This is a genomic window from Pseudomonas sp. D1-1, assembly GCF_051132225.1.
Classification (GTDB): Bacteria; Pseudomonadota; Gammaproteobacteria; order Pseudomonadales; family Pseudomonadaceae; genus Aquipseudomonas.
Genome location: NZ_CP071676.1, coordinates 1672436 through 1697444, shown reverse-complemented (window position 1 = coordinate 1697444; position 25009 = coordinate 1672436). Strand labels below are relative to the sequence as shown.

The window sequence follows — 25009 nt, the reverse complement described above, 5'->3', positions numbered from 1 at the left end:
GAAACGAATAACAATTTCAGTGCACAGGTGTACATTCATTTTCCCGTGTGCTGTGACTTTCACTACAACGCAATAGTCTATGAGTAGGCTGCCGACTCGAGGCATGAACGCTTCGATCGGCCGGGAAGATTTGCCCCACCCTGCCGCATGGGACTATTGAGGAGCTCGCATGACCAAACAAAACGCCTTTACTCGGGAAGATCTGCTGCGCTGCAGTCGCGGTGAGCTGTTCGGCCCAGGTAACGCGCAACTGCCCGCCCCGAACATGCTGATGGTGGATCGCATCACCCATATCAGCGACGAGGGTGGCAAGTACGGCAAAGGTGAATTGGTCGCCGAGCTGGATATCACTCCGGACCTGTGGTTCTTCGCCTGCCATTTCGAAGGTGACCCGGTGATGCCGGGCTGCCTGGGCCTGGATGCCATGTGGCAACTGGTCGGCTTCTTCCTTGGCTGGCAGGGCCTGCCGGGTCGCGGTCGCGCCCTGGGTTCGGGCGAGGTGAAGTTCTTCGGTCAGGTGCTCCCGACCGCGAAGAAGATTACCTATAACATTCATATCAAACGCGTCCTCAAGGGCAAGCTGAACATGGCCATCGCCGATGGTTCGGTGGCTGTCGACGGTCGCGAGATCTACACCGCCGAAGGCCTTCGGGTCGGCGTTTTCACCTCCACTGACAACTTCTAAGGGTTATCCGCATGCGCCGCGTCGTTATCACTGGTCTGGGCATCGTTTCGTGCCTGGGCAATGACAAAGAGACCGTCTCCGCTAACCTGCGTGCAAGTCGCCCTGGCATCCGGTACAACCCGGAATACGCCGAAATGGGTCTGCGTAGCCAGGTTTCCGGCTCCATTGACCTCAATCTCGAAGAGCTGATCGATCGCAAGATCTACCGTTTCGTCGGCCACGCGGCAGCTTATGCCTACCTGGCCATGAAGGACGCCATCGCTGACTCCGGCCTGACCGACGAGCAGGTTTCCAACGTGCGCACCGGCCTGATCGCCGGTTCCGGTGGCGCGTCGACCCTGAATCAGATGGAAGCGCTGGACATCCTGCGCGAAAAAGGCGTCAAGCGTGTCGGCCCGTACCGCGTCACGCGGACCATGGGCAGCACCGTGTCGGCCTGCCTGGCCACGCCATTCAAGATCAAGGGCCTGAACTACTCGATCTCCTCCGCCTGCGCCACCAGTGCCCACTGCATTGGCACCGCGGTCGAGCAGATCCAGATGGGCAAGCAGGACATCGTCTTCGCCGGCGGCGGCGAAGAAGAACATTGGAGCCAGTCGTTCCTGTTCGACGCGATGGGCGCCTTGTCCAGCAAGCGTAACGACTCCCCGCAGACAGCTTCCCGTGCCTACGATGCCGACCGTGACGGTTTTGTCATCGCCGGCGGTGGCGGCATGGTCGTGGTCGAGGAGCTGGAACACGCCCTCGCCCGTGGCGCGAAAATCTATGCGGAAATCGTCGGCTACGGCGCCACTTCCGACGGCTACGACATGGTCGCGCCAAGCGGCGAAGGTGCCGTGCGCTGCATGCAGATGGCCATGTCCACCGTCGATACGCCAATCGACTACCTGAACACCCACGGCACCTCGACTCCGGTCGGCGACGTCGCGGAGATGAAAGGCGTACGTGAAGTGTTCGGCGACAAGGCCCCGGCCATCAGTTCCACCAAGAGCCTGTCGGGTCACTCCCTGGGCGCCGCCGGCGTTCACGAAGCGATCTACTGCATGCTGATGATGGAAGGCAACTTCATGGCCGGTTCGGCCAACATCGACGAGCTGGACCCGGAAGTGGCCGACCTGCCAATCCTGACCAAGACTCGCGAAAATGCCACCATCAACACCGTGATGAGCAACAGCTTCGGCTTCGGTGGCACCAACGCCACCCTGGTGATGAAGCGCTGGCAGGGCCAGTAAGCCCCGCTGCTACGCCGCACACAAAAACGCCCCGACTGGTTCGGGGCGTTTTTTTGTCTGCTCACAACACAAAATCTCTGATGGAGCTCCCCTGTGGGAGCGAGCTTGCTCGCGATGGCGCCAGATCAGTCAGTATCGATTTTGTTGATCCACCGCTATCGCGAGCAAGCTCGCTCCCACAAGCTGGCTTGTGGTGGATTAAATTTAGCGCACGACAAACCGCTGCTGCGTCAGCAAACGATCCCCCTGGAACACCATGAATCGCCACTCCCCCGGCACCACTTCGTGGCTTTCGGTGAATTCGTAGGCCATCACATCCTGCGGCGCGCCAGGCACCAGCTTCTGAATGACTTCGAATTTGTCATGGCGCACGCCATCGGGGGTACGGATGCCCGGGGTGAAATACAACAGGGTCAACGGCTGGTCATCCGCGACCTTGCCGGCCAACTGGTAGCGCATGCCAAATTTGGTGCCCAGCTTTGCCGGTACGCTCTCGGTCTGGCGGATCTGCTCATTGCTGCGCCGCAAGACCCGCTCGCCCGATTGCAATTCGGCTTGCGGCCCTTCGAAGACACCGTATTCCACCGGACCTTCGACACGGACTTCGGCCTGTGCCAGGCCGCAGGTCAACAACAGCGCGACCAGTGCGCTTGAACGGGTGAGATGCATAGTGCGCTCCTTGATTGAGATGAGCGCGAGGGTATGACGCGGGAGTGACAGCCTGATGACAAAGCCAATGCACTCCCATTCTCTTGTGGCGAGGGGATTTATCCCCGCTGGACTGCGCAGCAGGCCCAAAACTGACGAATATGATAGGCCTGATGCATCGGGATCCGGACCTTAGGGCCGCTTCGCGACCCAGCGGGGATAAATCCCCTCGCCACAAAAAGCGATCTCAGCGTGGGGCGGTACGGGGCAATACCGAAAGGAAGTTATCCCGCGCCACTTTCCTCGCGACATCTTCCGGCAAGGCATCAAGGAACGGGTCGAAGCTGTGCAGCTCCTTGCCCAGCTTGTTGAAGCGTCCGACCACATCAGACCCGAGCATGAAGCGCTCCGGGAAGCGCTCCACCAGTTTTACCCATTCCTCGCGGGGCTTACCCGCCTCGTCGAGCAAATAGGGCGTGAGCATGCTCCAGGACAGGTCGATGAACAGATTGGGATAAGACTCAAGCATCCGCGTCAGGGTGGGCAACAGGAAATCCAGCCGAGTCTGGTGCCGATGGATTTCCATGCTGGTGCCGGCATGGGCCCAGATGAATCGCGTATGGGGATGATTGCGCAACGGCTCTTCGACCTCCGCCAGGTACAGCGGATTTTTCTCACGCTTGGAGGTGATGTTGGAATGCAGCATCACCGGCAGGTCATTTTCCGCCGCGAGGTGATAGATCCGCGTCATCGCTTCGTTGTTGGCGCGCGGTGTGTCGCCGGAGGTCAGCGCCGTCAGGTCATCATGGCGAGTGAAGACTTCGCCGATGCCTTGCCACAGCCCCGGATACAGGTCGAGCATGCGCTGGATATGAGCGTCGGAGTTCTTGTCATTGGGATTGAAGCCGGACAGGAACGGATGGAAGTACTGCCGCTGTTCGGCGGGCAGTTTGTTTACCGCGGCGGCCACAATCACATCGGTGGCGCTGTACCAATAGGCGTCGGCATCGTCACCGGCGTAATAGCGCGGGCGCTTGGGTTCGTCTTCATGCCATTTCTTGGCCACCGGCACGCCGGAGATCATCACATGCTCGATGCGATTGTCCGCCATGGCCTTGAGCAACTTGGGCATGCCGGCCGTTTCCTGGAAGAAATCGACGTAGTGCAGGTGCGCATCACTGTAGGTGTATTCGCGAGACACAGCGCCGGTGCTCGAAACAGCCAGCAGCCAAATGAAGATCAAACGGGTCAAAGGCACAGGCAGTCTCCGAAAGCCATAAGCAGCATAGACCCATCCGTCCCGCCTGGGTTCAGCCAGCGCTGCCGTCCGCTGTAGCCTCGGGTTATGCTTTGCGCATTCGTCGTTCAACCTGGAAGACATCATGACCGCTCCCCTGATCGTTCGTCCCCGCGCAGAAGACGTGGAGGGCCAGCCGATTCTTCGCCCGCTGCCGTCCGCCAAATGCCGCAGCGTCGGGCCTTTCGTGTTTTTCGACCATATGTTGCAAACCACCTACCCGGCAGGCAAAGGCATGAACATCCGCCAGCACCCGCACATCGGGTTATCCACCCTCACCTACCTGTTCGAAGGGAAACTCCAGCACAAGGACAGCCTGGGTTCCGACCAGGTAGTGGATGCCGGGGATGTCAGCTGGATGACGGCGGGCAGCGCGATCGCCCATGTCGAGCGCACTCCGCAATCGTTGCTGGCCAGCGCTTTTGTCATGCATGGCCTGCAAGTCTGGCTGGCCTCGCCCCAGCCTCATGAGCAGGGGCCCGGGCACTACAGCCATCATCCGGCACCGACCCTGCCGGTCTCCGAGAACCTGGGCGTCAGCATCCGCATGATTGCCGGGTCAGGCTTTTGCCTGGAGTCGCCAGTACCGGTGCTCTCGCCTACGTTGTATGCCGAACTGAACCTGCAAACCGCGACGACATTGCTGATTCCCACCGAACATGAAGAGCGTGCACTGTATGTATTGAGCGGCGAGGCGCAACTGGACGGTGAGCCGCTGGAGCCTCACTCGCTGGTCATCCTGCCGGCCGGAGAAGAAATGGCCCTGTTCGCCAGCAGCGACTGCCATGCCGTGCTGTTCGGCGGGGCACCGCTGGACGGGCCACGGCGGATGAACTGGAATTTCGTCGCCAGCGACCCGGCCCGTATCGATGAAGCCCGCCGGCGCTGGGCGGCCGGGGACTGGCCGACTGTGCCGGGGGAAAGCGAGCGGATCGAATTGCCCTGATTTCAGGGGTGTCTCATATGCAGCCATCGCGAGCAGGCTCGCTCCCACACTGGATCGGCGCGGTTCGCAGGTCTCGCGTACAACTCGGTTCAATGTGGGAGCGAGCCTGCTCGCGAAAGCAATATGACAGAAGCCAGGGCAATCAGCCCTTGAACACCTCATCCAGCAAATTATGCATCGACCGGAACGCCCGCCCGGCGACCTTGGCGTTGTACATCATCTTGCCCGGCACATTGGCCTGTGGATCGGTGAAGGAATGCACCGCGCCGCCATAACTCAGCAATTGCCAGTCCACCCCGGCGGCGTTCATCTCCTCCTCGAAAGCCGGCAACTGTTCTTTCGGCACCAGCGGATCGGAAGCGCCATGCATCACCAGGACGGCGCCCTGGATATTCTGCGCATCGGCCGGGTTCGGCGTATCCAGGGTCCCGTGGAACGAGATCGCAGCCTTGAGCGGTGCGCCGCTGCGAGCCAGCTCCAGTGAACAGCAACCACCGAAGCAGAAGCCGAACGTGGCCAGTTTCGCCGTGTCGACCTGCGCTTCGCCCTGGTTCTGCAATTGCTCCAGCGCTACCTGCATGCGCTTGCGCAACAAGGCCCGGTCGTTCTTGAGCGGCATCATTGCCGCTCCCGCCTCGTCGGCGTTGCTCGGGCGCAGCGTCTGCCCGTACAGGTCGGCGATCAGCACCACGTAGCCGTTGGCGGCCACCAACCTGGCAATGTCCTCGGCCCCCGCCCCCACGCCCATCCAGTTCGGCGCCATCAGCAACCCCGGACGCGGGCCCTGCTGGTTGACGTCGAAGGCCAGGCGACCTTCATAGCTTTGCCCATCGATCTGATACACCAGTGAACGAACCGTAACCTGACTCATGACGGACTCCTCTTGATGAAACATTCAAGAAGCCCTTGTGGGAGCGAGCTTGCTCGCGATTTCGGTCCGACATTCAACAGATGCGTTGACTGGTCTACCGTCATCGCGAGCAAGCTCGCTCCCACAGGGGACTTTCTTACGTCAGATCAAGCTGACAGCTCAACCAGCAGCTTGTTCAAACGCCGGACATAGGCCGCCGGGTCCTTCAGGCTGTCGCCGGCCGCCAGGGCCGCCTGGTCGAACAGGATGTGCGAGAGGTCGCCAAAACGCTCTTCGCTCTGCTCGTTGTCGAGTTTTTCCACCAGCGGGTGAGCCGGGTTGAATTCGAAGATCGGCTTGGAATCCGGAACCTTCTGGCCGCTGGCCTCAAGGATCTGGCGCATCTGCAGGCCGAGGTCCTGCTCGCCGATGGCCAGGATGGCCGGGGAGTCGGTCAGGCGGTGCGAGACACGCACTTCGCTGACGGCATCGCCCAACGCAGTCTTGATCCGCTCGACCAGGCCTTCCTTGCTCTTGGCGACTTCTTCGGCGGCTTTCTTGTCTTCTTCCGAATCCAGGTTGCCAAGGTCGAGGTCGCCACGGGCCACATCGACGAAGCTCTTGCCGTCGAACTCGTTGAGGTAGCTCATCAGCCACTCGTCGATGCGGTCGGTCAGCAGCAGCACTTCGATGCCTTTCTTGCGGAAGACTTCCAGGTGCGGGCTGTTCTTGACCTGCGCATAAGTTTCGCCGGTCAGGTAGTAGATCTTGTCCTGGCCTTCCTTGGCGCGGGCCAGGTAATCGGCCAGGCTGACGCTCTGCTCGCCGTCGTCACTCTGGGTCGAGGCAAAACGCAGCAGGCCGGCGATCTTCTCTTTGTTAGCGAAATCTTCGGCCGGGCCTTCTTTCATCACCTGGCCGAAGTTCTTCCAGAAGCTCTTGTATTGCTCAGGCTCGCTCTTTGCCAGCTTTTCCAGCATGTCGAGGACGCGCTTGGTCAGCGCCGACTTCATGGAGTCGATGATCGGATCTTTCTGCAGGATTTCCCGCGAAACGTTCAGCGACAGGTCATTGGAGTCCACCACACCCTTGATGAAGCGCAGGTACAGCGGCAGGAACGATTCGGCCTGGTCCATCACGAACACGCGCTGCACGTACAACTTCAGCCCGCGTGGTGCTTCGCGCTGGTACAGGTCGAATGGCGCACGGGTCGGCACGTACAGCAGCGAGCTGTATTCCAGCTTGCCTTCGACCTTGTTATGGCTCCAGCTCAGCGGGTTCTCGTAGTCGTGGGCGATGTGCTTGTAGAACTCCTGGTATTCCTCGTCCTTGATCTCGGTACGAGGACGGGTCCACAGGGCACTGGCGCGGTTGACGGTTTCCCATTCCACTTCAGGTTTTTCTTCGCCTTCGGCAGCGGTGACTTCCTTCGGCAACTCGATCGGCAGCGCGATATGGTCAGAATATTTCTTGATGATGTTGCGCAGGCGCCAGCCATCGGCGAACTCTTCTTCACCGGACTTCAGGTGCAAGACGATGCGGGTACCGCGCTCAGCCTTGTCGATGGTCGCGACTTCAAATTCGCCTTCGCCCTTGGAGGACCAGTGCACGCCTTCGCTCGCTGCGAGGCCGGCACGGCGGCTGAACACTTCGACCTGATCGGCAACGATGAACGCGGAATAAAAACCGACGCCGAACTGACCGATCAGATGGGAATCCTTCTTCTGGTCGCCCGACAGGTTTTTCATGAAATCGGCGGTGCCGGACTTGGCGATGGTGCCCAGGTGCGTGATCACCTCGTCGCGGCTCATGCCGATGCCGTTGTCTTCGAGCGTGACGGTTTTCGCGTCCTTGTCGAAGCTCACACGGATTTTCAGCTCCGCGCCGCCTTCCAGCAGTTCTGGCTTGGACAGCGCTTCGAAACGTAATTTGTCGACTGCGTCAGAGGCGTTCGAGATCAGCTCGCGAAGAAAAATTTCCTTATTCGAATACAGCGAGTGAATCATCAGGTGCAGCAGCTGCTTCACCTCGGTCTGGAAGCCCAGGGTTTCCTTTTGAGTTTCCACGCTCATGGTCATCAAACTCCAAGTGGATAGTGGTGTCCGCCTCGCTGAGATTGGCGGCGGGATGTCCACAAGGTGGGGGCACCGGTGATGATTTCAAGGGGCGGTCGGCCTGGAGGGTGCAGGGATCTTGAAATGGGCCCTAGCCGTGGCAATCGGTTCGGCTTCGGATTCCTGCCAGGCGGTGATCGCCACATTGGCCACGCGCCGGCCCTGGCGCCAGACCTGACACCGGGCATAGGTGTCACGAAACTGCCCGGCGCGCAGGTAATCCAGGGAAAAATCGATGATCTTCGGCACCCCGGTCGCACGGGTCGCAATCAGCAGATGAACGGCGGCCGACAGCTCCATGAAACCGGCAATCACCCCGCCATGGATCGCGGGCAGTAAAGGGTTACCAATGTTGTCCTTGTTGGCCGGCAGGCAAAACAGCAACTCGTCGCCCTGACGAGAACATTCGACGCCGATGAGGCGCGCATAGGGGATCGAGGCCAGCAGCAGCGCGTAGTCGCCATGCTCGCAGGCCTGGCGCAGTTGTTCCTCGGTGATATCGCTCATGGCTTTTGCGCCGCAGCCGTCAGGCCACCCTTTCCCATTCCCCGAGCGCTATCGCCCAGGCGCATGAAAGTGCCCACCACATGGGCGATGGGTTGCCCGGGATCATCCTGGTAGGCAAAACCCCGGCTGAAAATCACGTCCGGCGTGACCCTATAGCACTGTGCGAAACCATAGATGGCTTTATCAGGCATGGCCGCGTGCATGTAATCGATGCGCAGATCCAGGGTCGGGCAGACCTCGAATTGCGGCAGCACGCACAAGGTCGACATGCCGCAAGCGGTATCCATCAGCGTGGTCAGCGCTCCGCCATGGACGATGCCTGTCAGCGGATTACCAACGATAGATGGGCTGTAGGGCAACATCACGGTCAAACCTTCGGAATTGGCGCTGTGCAATGTCAGACCCAGCACCTGGCAATGCCTTAGCGCGGATAAGAAGCGTGTCGCACGCTCAAAAACGGAATCCTCAGCCATTTGTGTTAATGCCCTTGTGTATGAAGAAGCCCAACAACCACCGTGGGCCATAAAGTTCCGCTGCGCTGCAAAGTTATATATCTAGAGCAAAAGAGGAACTTAACCCGAGGGGGCGCGCTCAAAAGGCCAGTAGTTATATCCATAAGGAGAAACACCCCATGCGTAAGACTTTTGCTATTGCCTTGATGTTGGCCGCCTCCCTCGGTCTCGCTGCCTGCGATAAAAAATCCGAGGACAAGGCTCAAGATGCCAACCAACACGCTGAACAAGCTCAGCAAGACATGAACAAAGCACAGGATAAAGTGAACGACGCGGCGAAAGAAAACGCCGAAGCTGCCAAAGCTCAGTCTGAATCGAACAGTGCCGCCCAGCAGGAACAAGCCCCTGCTACCGCGCCTAAAACCAACTGATACGGTTTCAGTGGTAAAAGAAAACCCGCCTGGTGCGGGTTTTCTTTTGCCTGCAATTCGAGAAAGCTGCGATCAAGCCGCTTCCTTGCCGGTTTCGGGCACCGGCGCTTCGGTAGGCGTGTAGACCATCACGTCCAGCACATCCGAATGAAACTCGCGTTGATACAACACAAACACCACGCCGGCGCTCATCAGCATGAACAGCCAGGGGCTGACGAACCATGCCAGCATGGTCATGCCGAAATAATAGGCACGCAAGCCGAAGTTGAACTGGTTGGCCGCCATCGAAATGACCCGCGCCGCCCTCGAAGCAAAGGCCTTGCGCTCCAGCTCGGACACATGCCGCTCGCCGATCATCGGCGCAGAACCTACCAGGACCGCGGCGAAGTTGTATTGGCGCATGCACCAGCTGAACGTGAAGAACGCGTAGACGAACACCAGCGCAAGACACAGCAGCTTCACTTCCGCCATGCCCTGGGAGGCCTGTTGTACCAGCGGCAGGTCCGCAAGCAGCGATACCGCGCGGTCAGACGCCCCGAGCACGGTCAGGATACCGGCCAGGATGATCAGCGTGCTGGAGGCGAAGAAGGACGCGTTGCGCTCCAGGTTGCCGATCACGCTGGCATCGGCAATGCGGTTGTCGCGCAGCAGCATGCGACGCATCCAGTCTTCGCGGTACAGGTGCATCACGCTGGCCAGGCACGCCGTGTCGCGGGCCTTCCAGGAGGCGTAACGGGTATAGCCGGCCCAGCAGATGATGAACCAGACGGCGGCGAGCAGATGGATCAGGTTGGCTTGGATGAATGACATGCAGTTCCCTGTGATGAAACAAAACCTGCGGCAATAATATCAGCGAACCCTGTGGGAGCGAGCCTGCTCGCGATAACGATATAACTTTCGCTTCTATGTCAGCAGTTCGGGCGCTTTCGCGAGCAGGCTCGCTCCCACAGGTCCACGGAAAAAGACACTGTCCCAATAAAAAATGCCCCGCATCGATTGATACGGGGCATTTCGTTTTACCGATGGGCCTGCTGGAAGCCGCTTACGCCAACGCTTCGCTGCGCTTGCCCAGCAGTCGATCGCAGACCACCGCGACCACCAGGGTCATGACCGAAGGGACCAGCCAGGCCAGGCCCTGGTCGCTCAACGGCAGGTGGGCCAACTGCGTCGGCAGCCAATCCGCCAGCCCGGCGCCCTTGAGGGCGTCGATCAAGCCGAACAGGAACGACACCAGCATGACCGGGCCGACGATCCGCCCCTGCTCATGCCAGAAGTCTTTGCAGAAGCTCAGGGCGACCAATGCGATGCAAGGTGGATAGATCGCGGTGAGGACCGGAATCGAGAAAGCGATCAGCTTGGTCAGCCCGAGGTTGGACACCAGCAGCGAAAACGCCGCCAGGATGATCACCAGCGTCTTGTAGGACAGCGGCAGGACGCGGCTGAAGTACTCGGCGCAGGCGCAGGTCAGGCCAACCGCCGTCACCAGGCACGCCAGGGAGATCAGTACCGCAAGGAAGCCGCTGCCCAGGCTGCCGAAGGTATGTTGCACGTAGGCATGCAGGACGGCCGCGCCGTTGGTCGCGCCCGCGGCGACTTCATGGCTGCCCGAACCCAGGCGGAACAGGCTGACATAGACCAGCGCCAGCCCCACCCCGGCGATAAGCCCGGCGATGATGGCGTAGCGGGTGATCAAGGCCGGAGACTCGACCCCTCGGGAACGGATGGCGTTGACGATGACGATGCCGAACACCAAGGCACCGAGGGTATCCATGGTCAGGTAGCCATTGATGAAGCCTTGGGAAAACGGCGCCGCCACGTATTCGGGAGTCGCCACGCCGATGTCGCCCGCCGGCAAGGCAAACGCGGCGATGCCCAGCACCGCCAGGGCGATGATTTTCAGCGGCGCGAGAAAGCGCCCGACGGTGTCCAGCAAGCGGCCCGGATAAAGCGAGATGAAGAACACCACCAGAAAGTACACCGCGCTGTACAGGAACAACGCCAACGGGCTCTCGCCGGTCAGCGGTGCCAGGCCGACTTCGAACGATACGGTGGCGGTTCGCGGGGTGGCGAATAGCGGGCCGACCGCCAGGTAGCACACCGCTGCCAGCAAACCACCGGCGATCTTGCCGATGGGGCTGCTCAAGGCGTCCATCGCGCCACCGACCTTGGCCAGCGCAACGACCGTGATCACCGGCAGCCCGACCGCCGTGATGAGAAAGCCCAGCGCCGCCATCCAGACATGAGGCCCGGACTGCAAACCGACGATAGGCGGAAAGATGATGTTGCCGGCCCCGACGAACAGGGCAAATGTCATGAAACCAAGCGCCAGGATGTCCTGGCCTTTCAACACTTTCATTAAGGAAACCACACTACTGAATCGGAATTTAGAGAGGGATTTCCCTTATGGGTGAGGGAAATGCTGCCGATCCGTATGAGACCGACCCGTTTAGCGCGTCGCTTCCTTGTGGGCAGCGGTCGCAAAAATGGCTGCTAGCCTAACGAATTTAGCGATAAAACGCACTGTGAAGGGGCGAACTATCCGATGCGCGACAACCTTGTGTCGCGTTTGTGCATGTAAATGGTTGGTGACTGTAATTTCGTCATCGCGAGCAAGCTCGCTCCCACAATGAAAATGCGCTCGAATGTGGGAGCGAGCTTGCTCGCGATGAGGCCCTGACTGGCACCACAGCCCCAGAAACGACAAAGGCCACCCGAAGGTGGCCTTTGTTGCTGGAACGAAGGGTCAGCCGAAGCTTACTTCTTCATTTCCCAGCCAGTCAGCTCGGCCAGGGCCTTGCCGATGTCTGCCAGCGAACGCACGGTTTTCACGCCTGCGTCTTGCAGCGCAGCGAACTTCTCGTCCGCAGTGCCTTTGCCGCCGGAGATGATTGCACCCGCATGGCCCATGCGCTTGCCCGCAGGGGCAGTCACACCAGCGATGTAGGAAACGACCGGCTTGGTCACGTTTGCCTTGATGTAGGCAGCGGCTTCTTCTTCAGCGGAACCGCCGATCTCACCGATCATGACGATCGCTTCGGTCTTCGGGTCTTCCTGGAACAGCTTCAGGATGTCGATGAAGTTGGAGCCTGGGATCGGGTCACCGCCGATGCCGACGCAAGTGGACTGACCGAAACCGGCGTCAGTGGTCTGCTTCACGGCTTCGTAGGTCAGGGTGCCGGAACGGGAAACGATACCGACCTTGCCTGGCAAGTGAATGTGACCTGGCATGATGCCGATCTTGCATTCGCCTGGAGTGATCACGCCTGGGCAGTTAGGGCCGATCAGGGTAACACCCAGTTCGTCGCACTTGACCTTGGCATCCAGCATGTCCAGGGTAGGAATGCCTTCGGTGATGCAAACGATCAGCTTGATGCCGCCGAATGCTGCTTCCAGGATGGAGTCCTTGCAGAAAGGAGCTGGAACGTAGATCACGCTGGCGGTGGCGCCAGTGGCAGCTACAGCGTCTTTCACGGTGTTGAACACTGGCAGGCCCAGGTGCTCGGTGCCGCCTTTGCCCGGCGTTACACCGCCGACCATCTGGGTGCCGTATTCGATGGCTTGCTGGGTGTGGAAGCTACCTTGCGAACCGGTAATGCCCTGGCAGATAACCTTGGTGTCTTTGTTGATCAGGACGCTCATTATTTGCCCTCCGCAGCTTTGACGACTTGTTGAGCAGCGTCGGTCAGGCTGGTAGCAGCGATGATGTTCAAACCGCTTTCTGCCAGTACTTTAGCGCCCAGTTCAGCGTTGTTGCCTTCAAGGCGCACAACAACCGGGATTTTCACGCCGACTTCTTTCACGGCGCCAATGATGCCTTCGGCAATCATGTCGCAGCGAACGATGCCGCCGAAGATGTTGACCAGTACTGCAGCGACGTTGGAGTCGGACAGGATGATCTTGAACGCTTCGGTAACGCGTTCCTTGGTAGCACCGCCGCCCACGTCGAGGAAGTTGGCTGGCTTGCCGCCATGCAGGTTGACGATGTCCATGGTACCCATGGCCAGGCCGGCACCGTTGACCATGCAGCCGATGTTGCCTTCCAGCGCTACGTAGTTCAGTTCGAACTTGGCAGCGTGCGCTTCGCGCGGATCGTCCTGCGACGGATCGTGGAAAGTCTTCAGCTTAGGCTGACGGTACATGGCGTTGGCGTCGATGTTGATCTTGGCATCGAGGCAGTGCAGATCGCCGTCGGCCTTGATCACCAGCGGGTTCACTTCCAGCAGGGCCAGATCGTGATCCTGGAACAGTTTGGCCAGACCCACGAAGATCTTGGCGAACTGGGCAACCTGCTTGCCTTCCAGGCCCAGCTGGAAAGCCAGCTCGCGACCCTGGAATGGCTGTGCGCCAACCAGTGGATCGATGGTGGCCTTGAGGATTTTCTCAGGGGTGTCGTGAGCGATTTTCTCGATGTCCACGCCACCTTCGGTGGAAGCCATGAACACGATACGACGGCTCGAACGGTCAACGACAGCGCCCAGGTACAGCTCTTTAGCGATATCAGTGCACGATTCAACCAGGATCTTGGTGACTGGCTGACCGTTGGCGTCAGTCTGGTAAGTCACCAGACGCTTGCCCAGCCACTGCTGCGCGAAGGCTTTGGCGTCTTCTTTGCTGCGAACCAGCTTGACGCCGCCCGCTTTACCGCGACCACCGGCGTGAACCTGGGCTTTGACAACCCATTCGCTGCCGCCGATCTTGTCGCAAGCTTCTGCTGCCGCTTCCGGGGTGTCTACCGCGTAACCGGTGGATACTGGCAGGCCGTACTCAGCGAACAGCTGCTTACCCTGATACTCGTGAAGATTCATGCTTATTACCGTCTTCGTTAGGTACTGCGCATTCGGTGCTGCACCGTTGTGGTGCCGCACCACCTGTGACTGCTGCTTGCGTAGCGTTCCGGTTAACCGGTGCCGCTACGCAAGACTGCGTCCAGCGGACATTCCGCGGTGAGTCTTGCACGCAAGGCTCGCGACGGGCCGCACCGCCGTGGTTTCTTATTATCCGTTAACGCTTCTTGCGGTTGGCCACGTGGATGGCGCCGCCATTCACGGCCAGGGCCGCTTCGTGCAAGGCTTCGGACAGGGTCGGATGGGAGAAGACCATCATGCCCAGGTCTTCAGCGCTGGTGCCGAATTCCATACCGATCGCGCCTTGCTGTACCAGCTCGGCAGCGCTTGGGCCAATGACGTGAACGCCCAATACGCGGTCGGTCTTGGCGTCGGCGATGACTTTCACGAAACCGCCGGTGTCGTTGGCTGCCATGGCGCGGCCGCTGGCGGCGAACGGGAAGGTGCCGACGTTAACTTCAACGCCTTCGGCTTTCAAGGCCTGCTCGGTTTTACCGACCCATGCGATTTCCGGGTGGGTGTAGATAACCGATGGGATCAGGTCGTAGTTCATCTGGGCCTTGTGGCCCTTGATGCGCTCGACAACCATGATGCCTTCTTCGGACGCCTTGTGCGCCAGCATCATGCCGCGAACCACGTCACCGATGGCGAAGACGCCCGGTACGGCGGTTGCGCAATGGTCATCGACCGCGATGAAGCCGCGCTCGTCGATTTCCACGCCGCAATCGGCGGCCAGCAGGTCAGTGGTCACCGGACGACGACCGACCGCTACGATCAGCTTGTCGAACGTGATGGTCTGTTCGCCGTTGGCGTCGGTGTAGTTGACCACGACTTCTTCGCCGTTGACCTTGGAGCCGGTCACGCGAGCGCCCAGCTTGATGTCCAGGCCTTGCTTGGTCAGGGTCTTCAGCGCTTCCTTGGAAACCGCGGTGTCGGCGGCCATCAGGAAGGTGTCGAGGGCTTCGAGCACGGTCACTTCAGCGCCCAGGCGCGACCATACCGAACCCAGTTCCAGGCCGATCACGCCAGCGCCGATCACGCCCAGGCGTTTTGGCACGGTCTGGAATTCCAGGGCACCGGTGGAGTCGACGATGACGTTCTGGTCGACCGGAGCCGGCGGGATGTCGATCGGACGCGAGCCTGGCGCCAGGATGACGTTTTCGGCTTCGATCACTTCAACCGAGCCGTCTGGCTTGGTCACTTCGACTTTCTTGCCCAGCAGCAGCTTGCCGTGGCCTTCGATGGAAGTCACGCCGTTGGCCTTGAACAGGGTGGCAACACCGCTGGTCAGGTTCTTGACGATGCCGGCCTTGCGGCCAACCATCGCGGCGACGTCCATTTTCACTTCACCGGTAGAGATACCGTGAACGTTGAAGCTTTCTTTCGCTTCCTTGTATTTCCAAGAGCTGTCCAGCAGCGCCTTGGAAGGAATGCAACCGACGTTCAGGCAAGTACCGCCCAAGGCTTGCTTGCCTTCCTTGTCGGTGTATTTCTCGATGCAGGCAGTGGTAAGGCCCAGTTGCGCAGCCTTGATGGCCGCTACGTAGCCGCCAGGGCCCGCACCAATCACTACCACGTCGAATTTCTGAGTCATGAGTCATTCCTTTTCGAATCAAACCGGACGGTCACTTGTGGTGACCGTCGAGGGACGAAACCGGTTGTTTCAGCAAGAGGCCGGTCAACAGACCGGCCCTCGCGGCGAAAATCAGATATCCAGCAGCAGACGAGCCGGATCTTCAAGCAGGTTCTTGATGGTGACCAGGAACGTCACGGCTTCTTTGCCGTCGATCAGGCGGTGATCGTAGGACAGTGCCAGGTACATCATCGGACGAATCACGACTTGACCATTGATCGCCATCGGACGCTGCAGAATGTTGTGCATGCCGAGGATAGCCGCTTGTGGCGGGTTGACGATCGGGGTCGACATCATCGAACCGAATGTACCACCGTTGGTGATGGTGAACGTACCGCCGGTCATCTCTTCGATGGACAGCTTGCCGTCACGGGCCTTCTTGCCGAAGGTGGCGATGCCGCCTTCGATTTCGGCCAGGCTCATCAGTTCGGCGTTGCGCAGTACCGGAACCACCAGGCCACGGTCGCTGGAGACCGCGACACCGATGTCGGCGTAGCCGTGGTAGACGATGTCGGAACCGTCGATCGACGCGTTGACGGCCGGGAAGCGTTTCAGCGCTTCGGTGGCAGCCTTGACGAAGAACGACATGAAGCCCAGGCGTACGCCGTTGTGGGACTTCTCGAACAGATCCTTGTACTTCGAACGCAGGGCCATGACTTCGGTCATGTCGACTTCGTTGAAAGTGGTCAGCATCGCCATGTTCGACTGGGCTTCGACCAGACGCTCGGCAACCTTGGCACGCAGGCGGGTCATCGGTACGCGCTTTTCCACGCGGTCGCCGGCAGCGAACACTGGTGCGGAAGCGGCAGGCGCGGCAGGCTTGGCTGGTGCTGCGGCCGGTGCGGCTTTCTTGGCGGCAACAGCTGCAACCACGTCTTCCTTGGTCACGCGACCACCCTTGCCGGTGCCGGCAACGGAAGCGATGTTGATACCGTTCTCTTCAGCCAGCTTGCGAGCAGCAGGGGCAGCGACTGGATCGTCTTCGCCCGATGCAGCAGGAGCAGCGGCCTGAGCGGCAGCCGGTGCAGCAGCAGCGGCTGGAGCGGCGGCGGCAGCGCCGCCCTCTTCGATCGAGCCCAGGACCTGGTTCGACAGAACGGTGGCGCCCTCTTCGGCAATGATTGCGCCCAGCACGCCGTCGGCTTCGGCCAATACTTCCAGCACGACCTTGTCGGTCTCGATGTCGACGATCAGGTCGTCACGCTTGACGGCCTCGCCTGGTTTCTTGTGCCAGGTGGCAACGGTGCCATCGGCAACCGATTCCGGGAATGACGGGGCTTTGATTTCGATAGCCATTATCTGTGGGTCCTTAAAATTCGGTTTCAGTCAGCACGAAGGCGTTAAACAGTGAAGGCATCTTGCAGCAGTTTTTCCTGCTGCTCGGCGTGCATCGACGCATAACCACACGCAGGGGCGGCAGAAGCGTCACGACCGGCGTACTCCAGGCCCAGGGCCTTGTTATGGTTGCCGATGCTGCGACGCAGGTGATGCTGGCTGCTGTACCACGCGCCCTGGTTCATCGGTTCTTCCTGACACCACACCACGTGGGTGAGGTTGGTGTAAGGCGCGATGGCCTCCATCAGGTCGTCTTCCGGGAACGGGTAGAGCTGCTCGATACGCACGATGGCAATGTCTTCGCGGCCTTCGGCACGACGTTTTTCCAGCAGATCGTAGTAGACCTTGCCGCTGCACAGGATCAGGCGAGTCACCTTTGCCGCGTCCAGGGTGTCGATTTCCGAGATAACGGTCTGGAAGGAGCCTTCGGCCAGGTCTTCGAGCGTGGAAATCGCCAGCTTGTGCCGCAACAGCGACTTGGGCGTCAGCACGATCAGCGGCTTGCGCAGCGGACGGATGACCTGGCGACGCAGCAGGTGGTAGATCTGCGCCGGGGTCGTCGGTACGCAAACCTGGACGTTGTGCTCGGCGCACAATTGCAGGTAACGCTCCAGACGTGCCGAAGAGTGCTCCGGCCCCTGCCCTTCATAACCGTGTGGCAGCAGCATGGTCAGGCCGCAGAGACGACCCCACTTGTGCTCGCCGCTGGTGATGAACTGGTCGACCACCACCTGGGCACCGTTGGCGAAGTCGCCGAACTGGGCTTCCCAGATCACCAGCGCATTCGGCTCGGTGGTGGAATAGCCATATTCGAACGCCAGGACGGCTTCCTCGGACAGCAGCGAATCGTACAGGTCGAAACGTGGCTGGCCTTTGTACAGGTGTTGCAGCGGGATGTAGGTGCTGGCGTCTTTCTGGTTGTGCAGCGCCGCGTGGCGGTGCGAGAAAGTACCGCGGCCTACGTCCTGGCCGGTGATGCGAATCGGGTGACCTTCGAACGCCAGGGTCGCGTACGCCATGGTTTCGGCGTAACCCCAGTTGATCGGCAGGCCGCCGGCTTGCATCTTCTGGCGGTCTTCGTAGATCTTCGCAACCTGGCGCTGGACCACGAAGCCTTCCGGGATTTCCAGCAGCTTGGCCGACAGTTCCTGCAAGGTCTTGAGGTCGAAGCGCGTGTCGTGACGCGCGGTCCAGGCGTGACCCAGGTAAGGACGCCAGTCCACGAACAGTTCCTTGTTCGGTTCCTTGACCAGGCTTTTTACAACGTGCAGGCCGTTATCCAGGGCGTTGCGATATTCATCGACTTTTTCCTGGATACGTGCGGCATCCAGAACACCGCTCTGGGTCAGGCGATCGGCGTACAGCTCGCGGGTGGTGCGCTGCTTGGCGATCTGCTGGTACATCAGTGGCTGGGTACCGCTTGGCTCGTCGGCCTCGTTGTGGCCGCGACGACGGTAGCAGACCAGGTCGATCACCACGTCGCGCTTGTACTGCATGCGGTAGTCGATGGCCAGCTGGGTCACGAACAGCACGGCTTCCGGGTCATCACCATTCACATGGAGAATCGGCGCCTGGATCATTTTCGCGACGTCGGTAGCGTACTCGGTGGAACGCGAGTCCAGCGGGTTGCTGATGGTGAAACCGACCTGGTTGTTGATGACGATGTGAACCGTACCGCCAGTCTTGAAGCCGCGGGTCTGCGACATCTGGAAGGTTTCCATGACCACGCCCTGACCGGCGAATGCCGCGTCACCGTGGATGGAAATCGGCAGGACCTTTTCACCGGTCGGGTCGTTGCGACGATCCTGGCGGGCACGGACCGAACCCTCGACCACCGGGGAAACGATTTCCAGGTGGGACGGGTTGAAGGCCATGGCCAGGTGGACTTCGCCACCGGTGGTCATCACGTTGGACGAGAAGCCCTGGTGGTATTTCACGTCACCGGAACCCAGCTCGACCTTCTTCTTGCCTTCGAACTCGTCGAACAGCTCGCGCGGGTTCTTGCCGAAGGTATTGACCAGTACGTTCAGGCGACCACGGTGGGCCATGCCGATGACGACTTCCTTGGTACCGTAGGAGCCGGAACGCTGGATCAGCTCGTCGAGCATCGGAATCAGGCTTTCGCCGCCTTCCAGGCCGAAACGTTTGGTGCCCGGGTATTTGGTACCCAGGTATTTCTCCAGACCTTCACCGGCGGTGACGCGCTCGAGCAAGTGGCTCTTGATGTCGGCGGAGTACGTCGGACGGCCACGAACGCTTTCCAGACGCTGCTGGAACCACTGGCGCTGCTCGGAATCGGTGATGTGCGTGAATTCAGCGCCGATGGTGCGGCAATATGTCTGCTGCAACGCTTCGTGAATTTCGCGTAGGCTCGCTTCCTCTTTGCCGATGAACAGGTCGCCGGCACGGAAGGTCGTATCAAGATCGGCATTGGTCAAGCCGTAATGAGTGATCGACAGGTCTGCAGGTGCAGGACGCTGCCACAGCCCCAGCGGGTCCAGCTGGGCTGCCTGGTGGCCGCGCATCCGGTAGGCCTGGATCAGTCGCAGTACTTCAACTTGCTTCTTCTCATGCTCGGAGCTCACGCTGCCGGCAGACACCGGTTGGGCGCGGCGCTGGTTCTTTGCCAGCAGCACGAAATGATCGCGAATCGTCGAGTGCGAAACATCGGTGGCAGAGTTACCGTCAGCCGGCAACTTCTGAAAGTAGGTGCGCCATTCTTCTGGCACAGCGTTAGGGTCGTGCAGGTAGAGCTCGTAGAGCTCTTCCACATAGGCAGCGTTACCACCGGAGAGGTGGGCACTGTTCCACATGCGCTGCATCACGCTTTCTTGCATGCTTGGTCACCCTCGATTAGGGGAACACCACCGGCGAAAACACCGAGCAAACTTGCAGAAGTCCGAGTGCAGCGACTAAAACAAGCCACTTAGGATCACGCTGATAGTCCGGGTACCAGCCCGGATGCCCCTGCTTGTCTCATTTCTTCAAAATAAGAACGGCCGCTTTGTGAGTGGCTGCTCTGGTTATAGCCAGGACGTGGGTTGAAGCCCACGCCCTCGCCTTTACGGGTACAGCGGTTCTACGGGTACAGCAGCTGAATCACACGCCGTTTTGCAGCAGCATGTTACGTACGTGACCGATGGCCTTAGTCGGGTTCAGGCCTTTCGGGCAGACGTTGACGCAGTTCATGATCCCGCGGCAGCGGAATACGCTGAACGGGTCATCCAGTGCGGCCAGACGCTCGGACGTCTTGGTGTCACGGCTGTCTGCCAGGAAGCGATACGCTTGCAGCAGGGCGGCCGGGCCCAGGAATTTGTCCGGGTTCCACCAGAACGATGGGCACGAGGTCGAGCAGCAGGCGCACAGGATGCACTCGTACAGACCGTCGAGCTTTTCACGCTCTTCAGGAGACTGCAGACGCTCGATGGCCGGAGCCGGCGTGTCGTTCTGCAGGAATGGCTTCACCTTCTCGTATTGCTTGTAGAAGATGCTCATATCGACGACCAGGTCACGGATGACCGGCAGACCTGGCAGCGGCCGAACGATCAGCTTGTTGCCCTTGACCACCGCCGACAGCGGCGTGATGCAGGCCAGGCCGTTCTTGCCGTTGATGTTCATGCCGTCGGAGCCGCAAACGCCCTCGCGGCACGAGCGACGATAGGAAAAACCTTCGTCCTGCTCTTTGATCAAGGCCAGCACGTCCAGCACCATCAGGTCTTTACCACCGGTATCGACCTGGAAGTCCTGCATGAACGGCGCGGCGTCCTGATCAGGGTTGTAGCGATACACACTGACTTGCAACATAGCGGTCACCCTTAATAAGTCCGGACTTTAGGTTCGAAAGTCGGAACAGTCTTCGGCGAGAAGTTCACGGCACGCTTGGCGACGCGTTTTTCACCCGGGAAGTACAAGGTGTGGCACAGCCAGTTTTCGTCGTCACGGTCTTCGAAGTCTTCGCGGGCATGGGCACCACGGGACTCTTTACGCACTTCAGCCGCGATGGCGGTGGCTTCGGCCACTTCCAGCAGGTTCTGCAGTTCCAGCGCTTCGATACGGGCAGTGTTGAACGCCTGCGACTTATCGTTGATCTTCACGTTGGCGATTCGTTCACGCAATTGCGCCAGCTGGGCAATACCCTTCTGCATGTATTCGCCGGTACGGAACACACCGAAGTAGTTCTGCATGCAGCTTTGCAGCTCGCGACGCAGGGTGGCGACGTCTTCGCCTTCGGTACGCTCGTTGAGACCGGCCAGACGCTTGAGGGCCACGTCGATGTCGGTGTCGCTGGCGTCGCGGTATTCGATACCGTCGGTCAGCGCTTTTTCCAGGTGCAGACCGGCAGCGCGGCCGAATACCACCAGGTCGAGCAGCGAGTTGCCACCCAGGCGGTTGGCACCGTGCACCGATACGCACGCCACTTCACCCACTGCGAACAGGCCAGGGATGATTTCGTCCACGCCTTCGGCGCTTTGGGTGATTGCCTGGCCATGAATGTTGGTGGCAACGCCGCCCATCATATAGTGGCAGGTTGGAACCACTGGAACCGGCGCAACGACTGGATCGACGTGAGCGAAGGTCTTGGACAGTTCGCAGATACCTGGCAAGCGGCTGTGCAGCACTTCTTCGCCGAGGTGGTCGAGCTTGAGCATCACGTGGTCGCCGTTCGGGCCACAGCCGTTACCGGCAATGATCTCTTTAACCATCGAACGAGCCACGACGTCACGACCGGCAAGGTCCTTGGCGTTCGGAGCATAACGCTCCATGAAACGCTCGCCGTGCTTGTTGATCAGGTAACCACCTTCACCACGGCAGCCTTCGGTGACCAGTACACCAGCGCCGGCGATGCCGGTCGGGTGGAACTGCCACATCTCGATGTCCTGCACCGGCACGCCGGCACGCAGGGCCATGCCGACGCCGTCACCGGTGTTGATCAGGGCGTTGGTGGTGGACGCGTAGATACGGCCCGCACCGCCGGTCGCCAGCACGGTGGCCTTGGCGCGGATGTAGGTGGTTTCGCCAGTTTCGATGCAGATCGCGATCACGCCGACGAAGGCGCCGTCCTGGTTCTTCACCAGGTCGACAGCGTAGTACTCGTTCAGAAACACGGTACCGGCTTTCAGGTTGCCCTGATAAAGGGTGTGCAGCAGTGCGTGACCGGTACGGTCGGACGCAGCGCAAGTGCGTGCAGCCTGGCCGCCCTTGCCGTAGTCCTTGGACTGGCCGCCGAACGGACGCTGGTAGATACGGCCCTGTTCGGTACGCGAGAACGGCATGCCCATGTGGTCCAGCTCGTAAACAGCAGCCGGGCCTTCCTGACACATGTATTCGATAGCGTCCTGGTCACCGATGTAGTCGGAACCCTTGACGGTATCGTACATGTGCCAGCGCCAGTCATCGTTCGGGTCGGCCGAAGCGATGGCGCAAGTGATGCCACCCTGGGCGGAAACAGTGTGCGAACGGGTCGGGAAAACCTTGGTGATCACGGCAGTCTTGTGACCGCCCTGTGCCAGTTGCAGCGCTGCGCGCATGCCGGCACCGCCACCACCAATGATGATGGCGTCGAAAGAAATCGTTGGAATGTTAGCCATGAATCAGATACCCCAGAGAATCTGCACACCCCAGACGAAGTAAGCGAACATCGCAACGCCGCATACCGCCTGGAAGAGGAAACGCACTACAGTCGCAGACTTGCCAAGCGCCATAGGCGTTAGATAGTCGGTCGCGACGGTCCACATCCCAACCCAGGCGTGAGCCCCTAGCGCAACAAGAGTCAGGAGGCTGAAAATACGCATCCAGTTATTTGCAAACAGCGCGTGCCACTGGTCGTAGCCAATGCCAGGATTTGCAATGAGATATCCAATCAGGAAGATGAAATAAGCCGCGAGAACGACCGCAGACACCCGCTGAGCCATCCAGTCGTACAGACCCGAACGCGAGAGGTTCGTGACATTAGTTACCATATCCATACTCCTGCCAAAACGATCAGTACCGCGGATACGGCAATAATTATCTTCGAGCCCAGCTTGCCACCCTCTAGCGTCTCGCCGATGCCCATGTCCATCATCAGATGGCGCACGCCGGCCACCATGTGATAGAGCAACGCCGAAAGCAGGGCCCAAGCTATGAACTTGGCCAAGGGGCTGGTCATGTACGCCTTCACCTCGGCAAACCCTTCGGCGGACTCCAGCGACTTGCTCAATGCATAAAGCATGATCACAAGGCCAAGAAACAGAATGATGCCGGATACACGATGAGTGAACGACGTGACGGCTGTAATGGGGATTTTGATGGTTCTAAGGTCTAGGTTTACAGGTCGTTGGCTTTTCACGGCTTTTTTTCACACTGAAGAGCCCCTAACAATCAGGGCAAAGTTGTTGGGGCGCGCACTGGTCAGGTACTCACCACCCAGGGAGTGACGACCCCCAAGAAAGCAGGCCCAAAAGCCCCTGGCGGTCGGTGGCCGAGTATAGACAGTTAGGCTACTAATGACAACGCGTTCACCTTCCCCTAATAGCGCATTGCACAAGCGCGGCAAAAGGCGTAAACGGCAGGTAATTTCGCGGAAAAAGTCCGCTTAAAGCCTTCTGGAGCAAGACTTTAGGCAAATTGACATTCGGATTTATCTCACTATAGTGGTGCGGGCCCTGCGTGGGGGGTCTGTCTGATGATTCCAAGCATTAATAGGAGGCCACATGGCTGACAAAAAAGCGCAGTTGATCATCGAGGGCGCAGCCCCCGTCGAGCTGCCCATTTTAACCGGCACCGTTGGTCCCGATGTAATCGACGTACGGGGCCTGACGGCCACGGGCCGTTTCACCTTTGACCCAGGTTTCATGTCGACCGCCTCGTGCGAGTCGAAAATCACCTATATCGACGGCGACAACGGCATCCTGCTGCACCGCGGCTACCCGATCGAGCAACTGGCTGAAAAATCGGACTACTTGGAAACCTGCTACCTGCTGCTCAACGGCGAGCTGCCAACCGCAGAGCAAAAGGCCCAGTTCGTCAGTACCGTGAAGAACCACACCATGGTTCATGAACAGTTGAAGACCTTCTTCAACGGTTTCCGTCGCGATGCCCACCCGATGGCCGTCATGTGCGGCGTTGTCGGCGCCCTTTCGGCCTTCTACCACGACTCCCTGGACATCAATAACCCCCAGCATCGCGAAATCTCCGCGATCCGCCTGGTGGCGAAGATGCCGACCCTGGCAGCCATGGTCTACAAGTACTCCATGGGCCAGCCCATGATGTATCCGCGCAACGACCTGACCTATGCAGAGAACTTCCTGCATATGATGTTCAACACCCCGTGCGAGATCAAACCGATCAGCCCGGTGCTCGCCAAGGCCATGGACCGGATCTTCATCCTCCATGCCGACCACGAGCAGAACGCCTCCACGTCCACCGTGCGCCTGGCCGGTTCGTCGGGTGCCAACCCGTTCGCCTGTATCGCCGCCGGTATCGCTGCACTCTGGGGCCCGGCCCACGGCGGTGCCAACGAAGCGGTACTGACCATGCTCGATGAAATCGGCGATGTCTCGAACATCGACAAGTTCATCGCCAAGGCCAAGGACAAGAACGATCCATTCAAGCTGATGGGCTTCGGTCATCGGGTCTACAAGAACCGCGACCCACGCGCCACCGTGATGAAGCAGACCTGCGACGAAGTGCTCAAGGAACTGGGAATCAAGAACGATCCGCAACTCGAACTGGCCATGCGCCTGGAGGAGATCGCCCTGACCGACCCGTACTTCATCGAGCGCTCGCTCTACCCGAACGTCGACTTCTACTCGGGGATCATCCTCAAGGCGATCGGCATTCCAACCAGCATGTTCACCGTGATCTTCGCCCTGGCGCGGACCGTGGGCTGGATCTCCCACTGGAAGGAAATGCTCTCCAGCCCGTACAAGATCGGCCGCCCACGCCAGTTGTACACCGGCTACGAGTCGCGTGACATTACCCGGTTGGAAGACCGCAAGTAACCGCACACAATCGAAGCGCCGATAGCTACAAAAAAACCTGCCCTTTGTGGCAG

22 protein-coding genes are annotated in these 25009 nt (G+C 59.7%); 5 read left to right on the top strand and 17 right to left on the bottom strand.

The window, feature by feature from the left end; translation table 11 throughout:
* Positions 1-169: 169 nt before the first annotated feature.
* Complete coding sequence (fabA, locus tag J3P86_RS07660; RefSeq protein ID WP_030138344.1) at positions 170-685, top strand: 3-hydroxyacyl-[acyl-carrier-protein] dehydratase FabA; 516 nt, start codon at positions 170-172, stop codon at positions 683-685.
* Between the two features lie 11 nt (positions 686-696).
* Positions 697-1917, top strand: a complete 1221-nt coding sequence (gene fabB, locus J3P86_RS07655; protein ID WP_434569400.1) for a beta-ketoacyl-ACP synthase I — start codon at positions 697-699, stop codon at positions 1915-1917.
* Between the two features lie 204 nt (positions 1918-2121).
* Here fabB and J3P86_RS07650 read toward each other — a convergent pair whose 3' ends face one another.
* Together J3P86_RS07650 and J3P86_RS07645 are read right to left on the bottom strand one after the other, a co-directional pair.
* A complete protein-coding gene (locus J3P86_RS07650) occupies positions 2122-2586 on the bottom strand; it encodes a DUF3859 domain-containing protein (protein ID WP_018610122.1) in 465 nt (154 codons plus the stop codon).
* A 226-nt stretch (positions 2587-2812) separates the two neighbouring features.
* On the bottom strand, positions 2813-3829 hold the full coding sequence (locus J3P86_RS07645; protein ID WP_434700610.1) for an amidohydrolase family protein: 1017 nt from the start codon (positions 3827-3829) through the stop codon (positions 2813-2815).
* A 118-nt stretch (positions 3830-3947) separates the two neighbouring features.
* On the opposite strand from J3P86_RS07645, the gene J3P86_RS07640 reads away from it, so the two are divergent.
* Positions 3948-4808, top strand: a complete 861-nt coding sequence (locus J3P86_RS07640) for a pirin family protein (protein WP_434699825.1) — start codon at positions 3948-3950, stop codon at positions 4806-4808.
* A gap of 142 nt (positions 4809-4950) precedes the next feature.
* Here the strand turns inward: J3P86_RS07640 and J3P86_RS07635 are convergent, their stop codons facing one another.
* From J3P86_RS07635 to J3P86_RS07620, 4 genes are all read right to left on the bottom strand, one after another.
* Entirely contained in the window at positions 4951-5679 is a 729-nt protein-coding gene (locus J3P86_RS07635; protein ID WP_434625228.1) for a dienelactone hydrolase family protein, read from the bottom strand.
* 146 nt (positions 5680-5825) lie between these two features.
* Positions 5826-7730 carry a molecular chaperone HtpG gene (htpG, locus tag J3P86_RS07630; RefSeq protein ID WP_434625230.1) on the bottom strand — a complete coding sequence of 635 codons (1905 nt, stop codon included), beginning with the start codon at positions 7728-7730 and terminating at the stop codon, positions 5826-5828.
* 87 nt (positions 7731-7817) lie between these two features.
* Positions 7818-8279 (bottom strand): PaaI family thioesterase, encoded by a 462-nt coding sequence (locus J3P86_RS07625; protein WP_434625232.1) that lies wholly within the window; start codon positions 8277-8279, stop codon positions 7818-7820.
* On the bottom strand, positions 8276-8752 hold the full coding sequence (locus J3P86_RS07620; protein WP_434699824.1) for a PaaI family thioesterase: 477 nt from the start codon (positions 8750-8752) through the stop codon (positions 8276-8278). The genes J3P86_RS07625 and J3P86_RS07620 overlap by 4 nt, the downstream gene beginning before the upstream one ends.
* A gap of 158 nt (positions 8753-8910) precedes the next feature.
* Here J3P86_RS07620 and J3P86_RS07615 point away from each other — a divergent pair, with 158 nt between their 5' ends.
* The gene (locus J3P86_RS07615) at positions 8911-9162 is read left to right on the top strand and encodes a hypothetical protein (protein WP_030138335.1); all 252 of its coding nucleotides are present in this window, start codon (positions 8911-8913) and stop codon (positions 9160-9162) included.
* A 72-nt stretch (positions 9163-9234) separates the two neighbouring features.
* On the opposite strand, the gene J3P86_RS07610 is transcribed toward J3P86_RS07615, so the two are convergent.
* The 11 genes from J3P86_RS07610 to sdhC form a co-directional block, all read right to left on the bottom strand.
* Positions 9235-9972 carry a DUF599 domain-containing protein gene (locus tag J3P86_RS07610; protein ID WP_434603187.1) on the bottom strand — a complete coding sequence of 246 codons (738 nt, stop codon included), beginning with the start codon at positions 9970-9972 and terminating at the stop codon, positions 9235-9237.
* 232 nt (positions 9973-10204) lie between these two features.
* Complete coding sequence (gene brnQ / locus J3P86_RS07605) at positions 10205-11518, bottom strand: branched-chain amino acid transport system II carrier protein (RefSeq protein ID WP_305496103.1); 1314 nt, start codon at positions 11516-11518, stop codon at positions 10205-10207.
* A 398-nt stretch (positions 11519-11916) separates the two neighbouring features.
* Positions 11917-12801 (bottom strand): succinate--CoA ligase subunit alpha, encoded by an 885-nt coding sequence (sucD, locus tag J3P86_RS07600; RefSeq protein WP_305496104.1) that lies wholly within the window; start codon positions 12799-12801, stop codon positions 11917-11919.
* Positions 12801-13967 (bottom strand): ADP-forming succinate--CoA ligase subunit beta, encoded by a 1167-nt coding sequence (sucC, locus tag J3P86_RS07595; protein ID WP_305496105.1) that lies wholly within the window; start codon positions 13965-13967, stop codon positions 12801-12803. The genes sucD and sucC overlap by 1 nt, the downstream gene beginning before the upstream one ends.
* A gap of 196 nt (positions 13968-14163) precedes the next feature.
* Positions 14164-15600 carry a dihydrolipoyl dehydrogenase gene (gene lpdA, locus J3P86_RS07590; RefSeq protein ID WP_434569407.1) on the bottom strand — a complete coding sequence of 479 codons (1437 nt, stop codon included), beginning with the start codon at positions 15598-15600 and terminating at the stop codon, positions 14164-14166.
* A 111-nt stretch (positions 15601-15711) separates the two neighbouring features.
* Positions 15712-16935 carry a 2-oxoglutarate dehydrogenase complex dihydrolipoyllysine-residue succinyltransferase gene (gene odhB, locus J3P86_RS07585; RefSeq protein ID WP_305496107.1) on the bottom strand — a complete coding sequence of 408 codons (1224 nt, stop codon included), beginning with the start codon at positions 16933-16935 and terminating at the stop codon, positions 15712-15714.
* A 44-nt stretch (positions 16936-16979) separates the two neighbouring features.
* Entirely contained in the window at positions 16980-19811 is a 2832-nt protein-coding gene (locus J3P86_RS07580) for a 2-oxoglutarate dehydrogenase E1 component (RefSeq protein ID WP_434625240.1), read from the bottom strand.
* 262 nt (positions 19812-20073) lie between these two features.
* Positions 20074-20778 (bottom strand): succinate dehydrogenase iron-sulfur subunit, encoded by a 705-nt coding sequence (locus J3P86_RS07575; RefSeq protein ID WP_039594133.1) that lies wholly within the window; start codon positions 20776-20778, stop codon positions 20074-20076.
* A gap of 11 nt (positions 20779-20789) precedes the next feature.
* Complete coding sequence (sdhA, locus tag J3P86_RS07570) at positions 20790-22562, bottom strand: succinate dehydrogenase flavoprotein subunit (protein WP_434625242.1); 1773 nt, start codon at positions 22560-22562, stop codon at positions 20790-20792.
* A 3-nt stretch (positions 22563-22565) separates the two neighbouring features.
* Positions 22566-22934 carry a succinate dehydrogenase, hydrophobic membrane anchor protein gene (gene sdhD / locus J3P86_RS07565; protein WP_053182233.1) on the bottom strand — a complete coding sequence of 123 codons (369 nt, stop codon included), beginning with the start codon at positions 22932-22934 and terminating at the stop codon, positions 22566-22568.
* The gene (sdhC, locus tag J3P86_RS07560) at positions 22928-23302 is read right to left on the bottom strand and encodes a succinate dehydrogenase, cytochrome b556 subunit (protein WP_053182236.1); all 375 of its coding nucleotides are present in this window, start codon (positions 23300-23302) and stop codon (positions 22928-22930) included. Before sdhC ends, sdhD begins: the two co-directional genes overlap by 7 nt.
* A gap of 364 nt (positions 23303-23666) precedes the next feature.
* On the opposite strand from sdhC, the gene gltA reads away from it, so the two are divergent.
* A complete protein-coding gene (gene gltA / locus J3P86_RS07555) occupies positions 23667-24956 on the top strand; it encodes a citrate synthase (RefSeq protein ID WP_092400176.1) in 1290 nt (429 codons plus the stop codon).
* Positions 24957-25009: the final 53 nt, after the last annotated feature.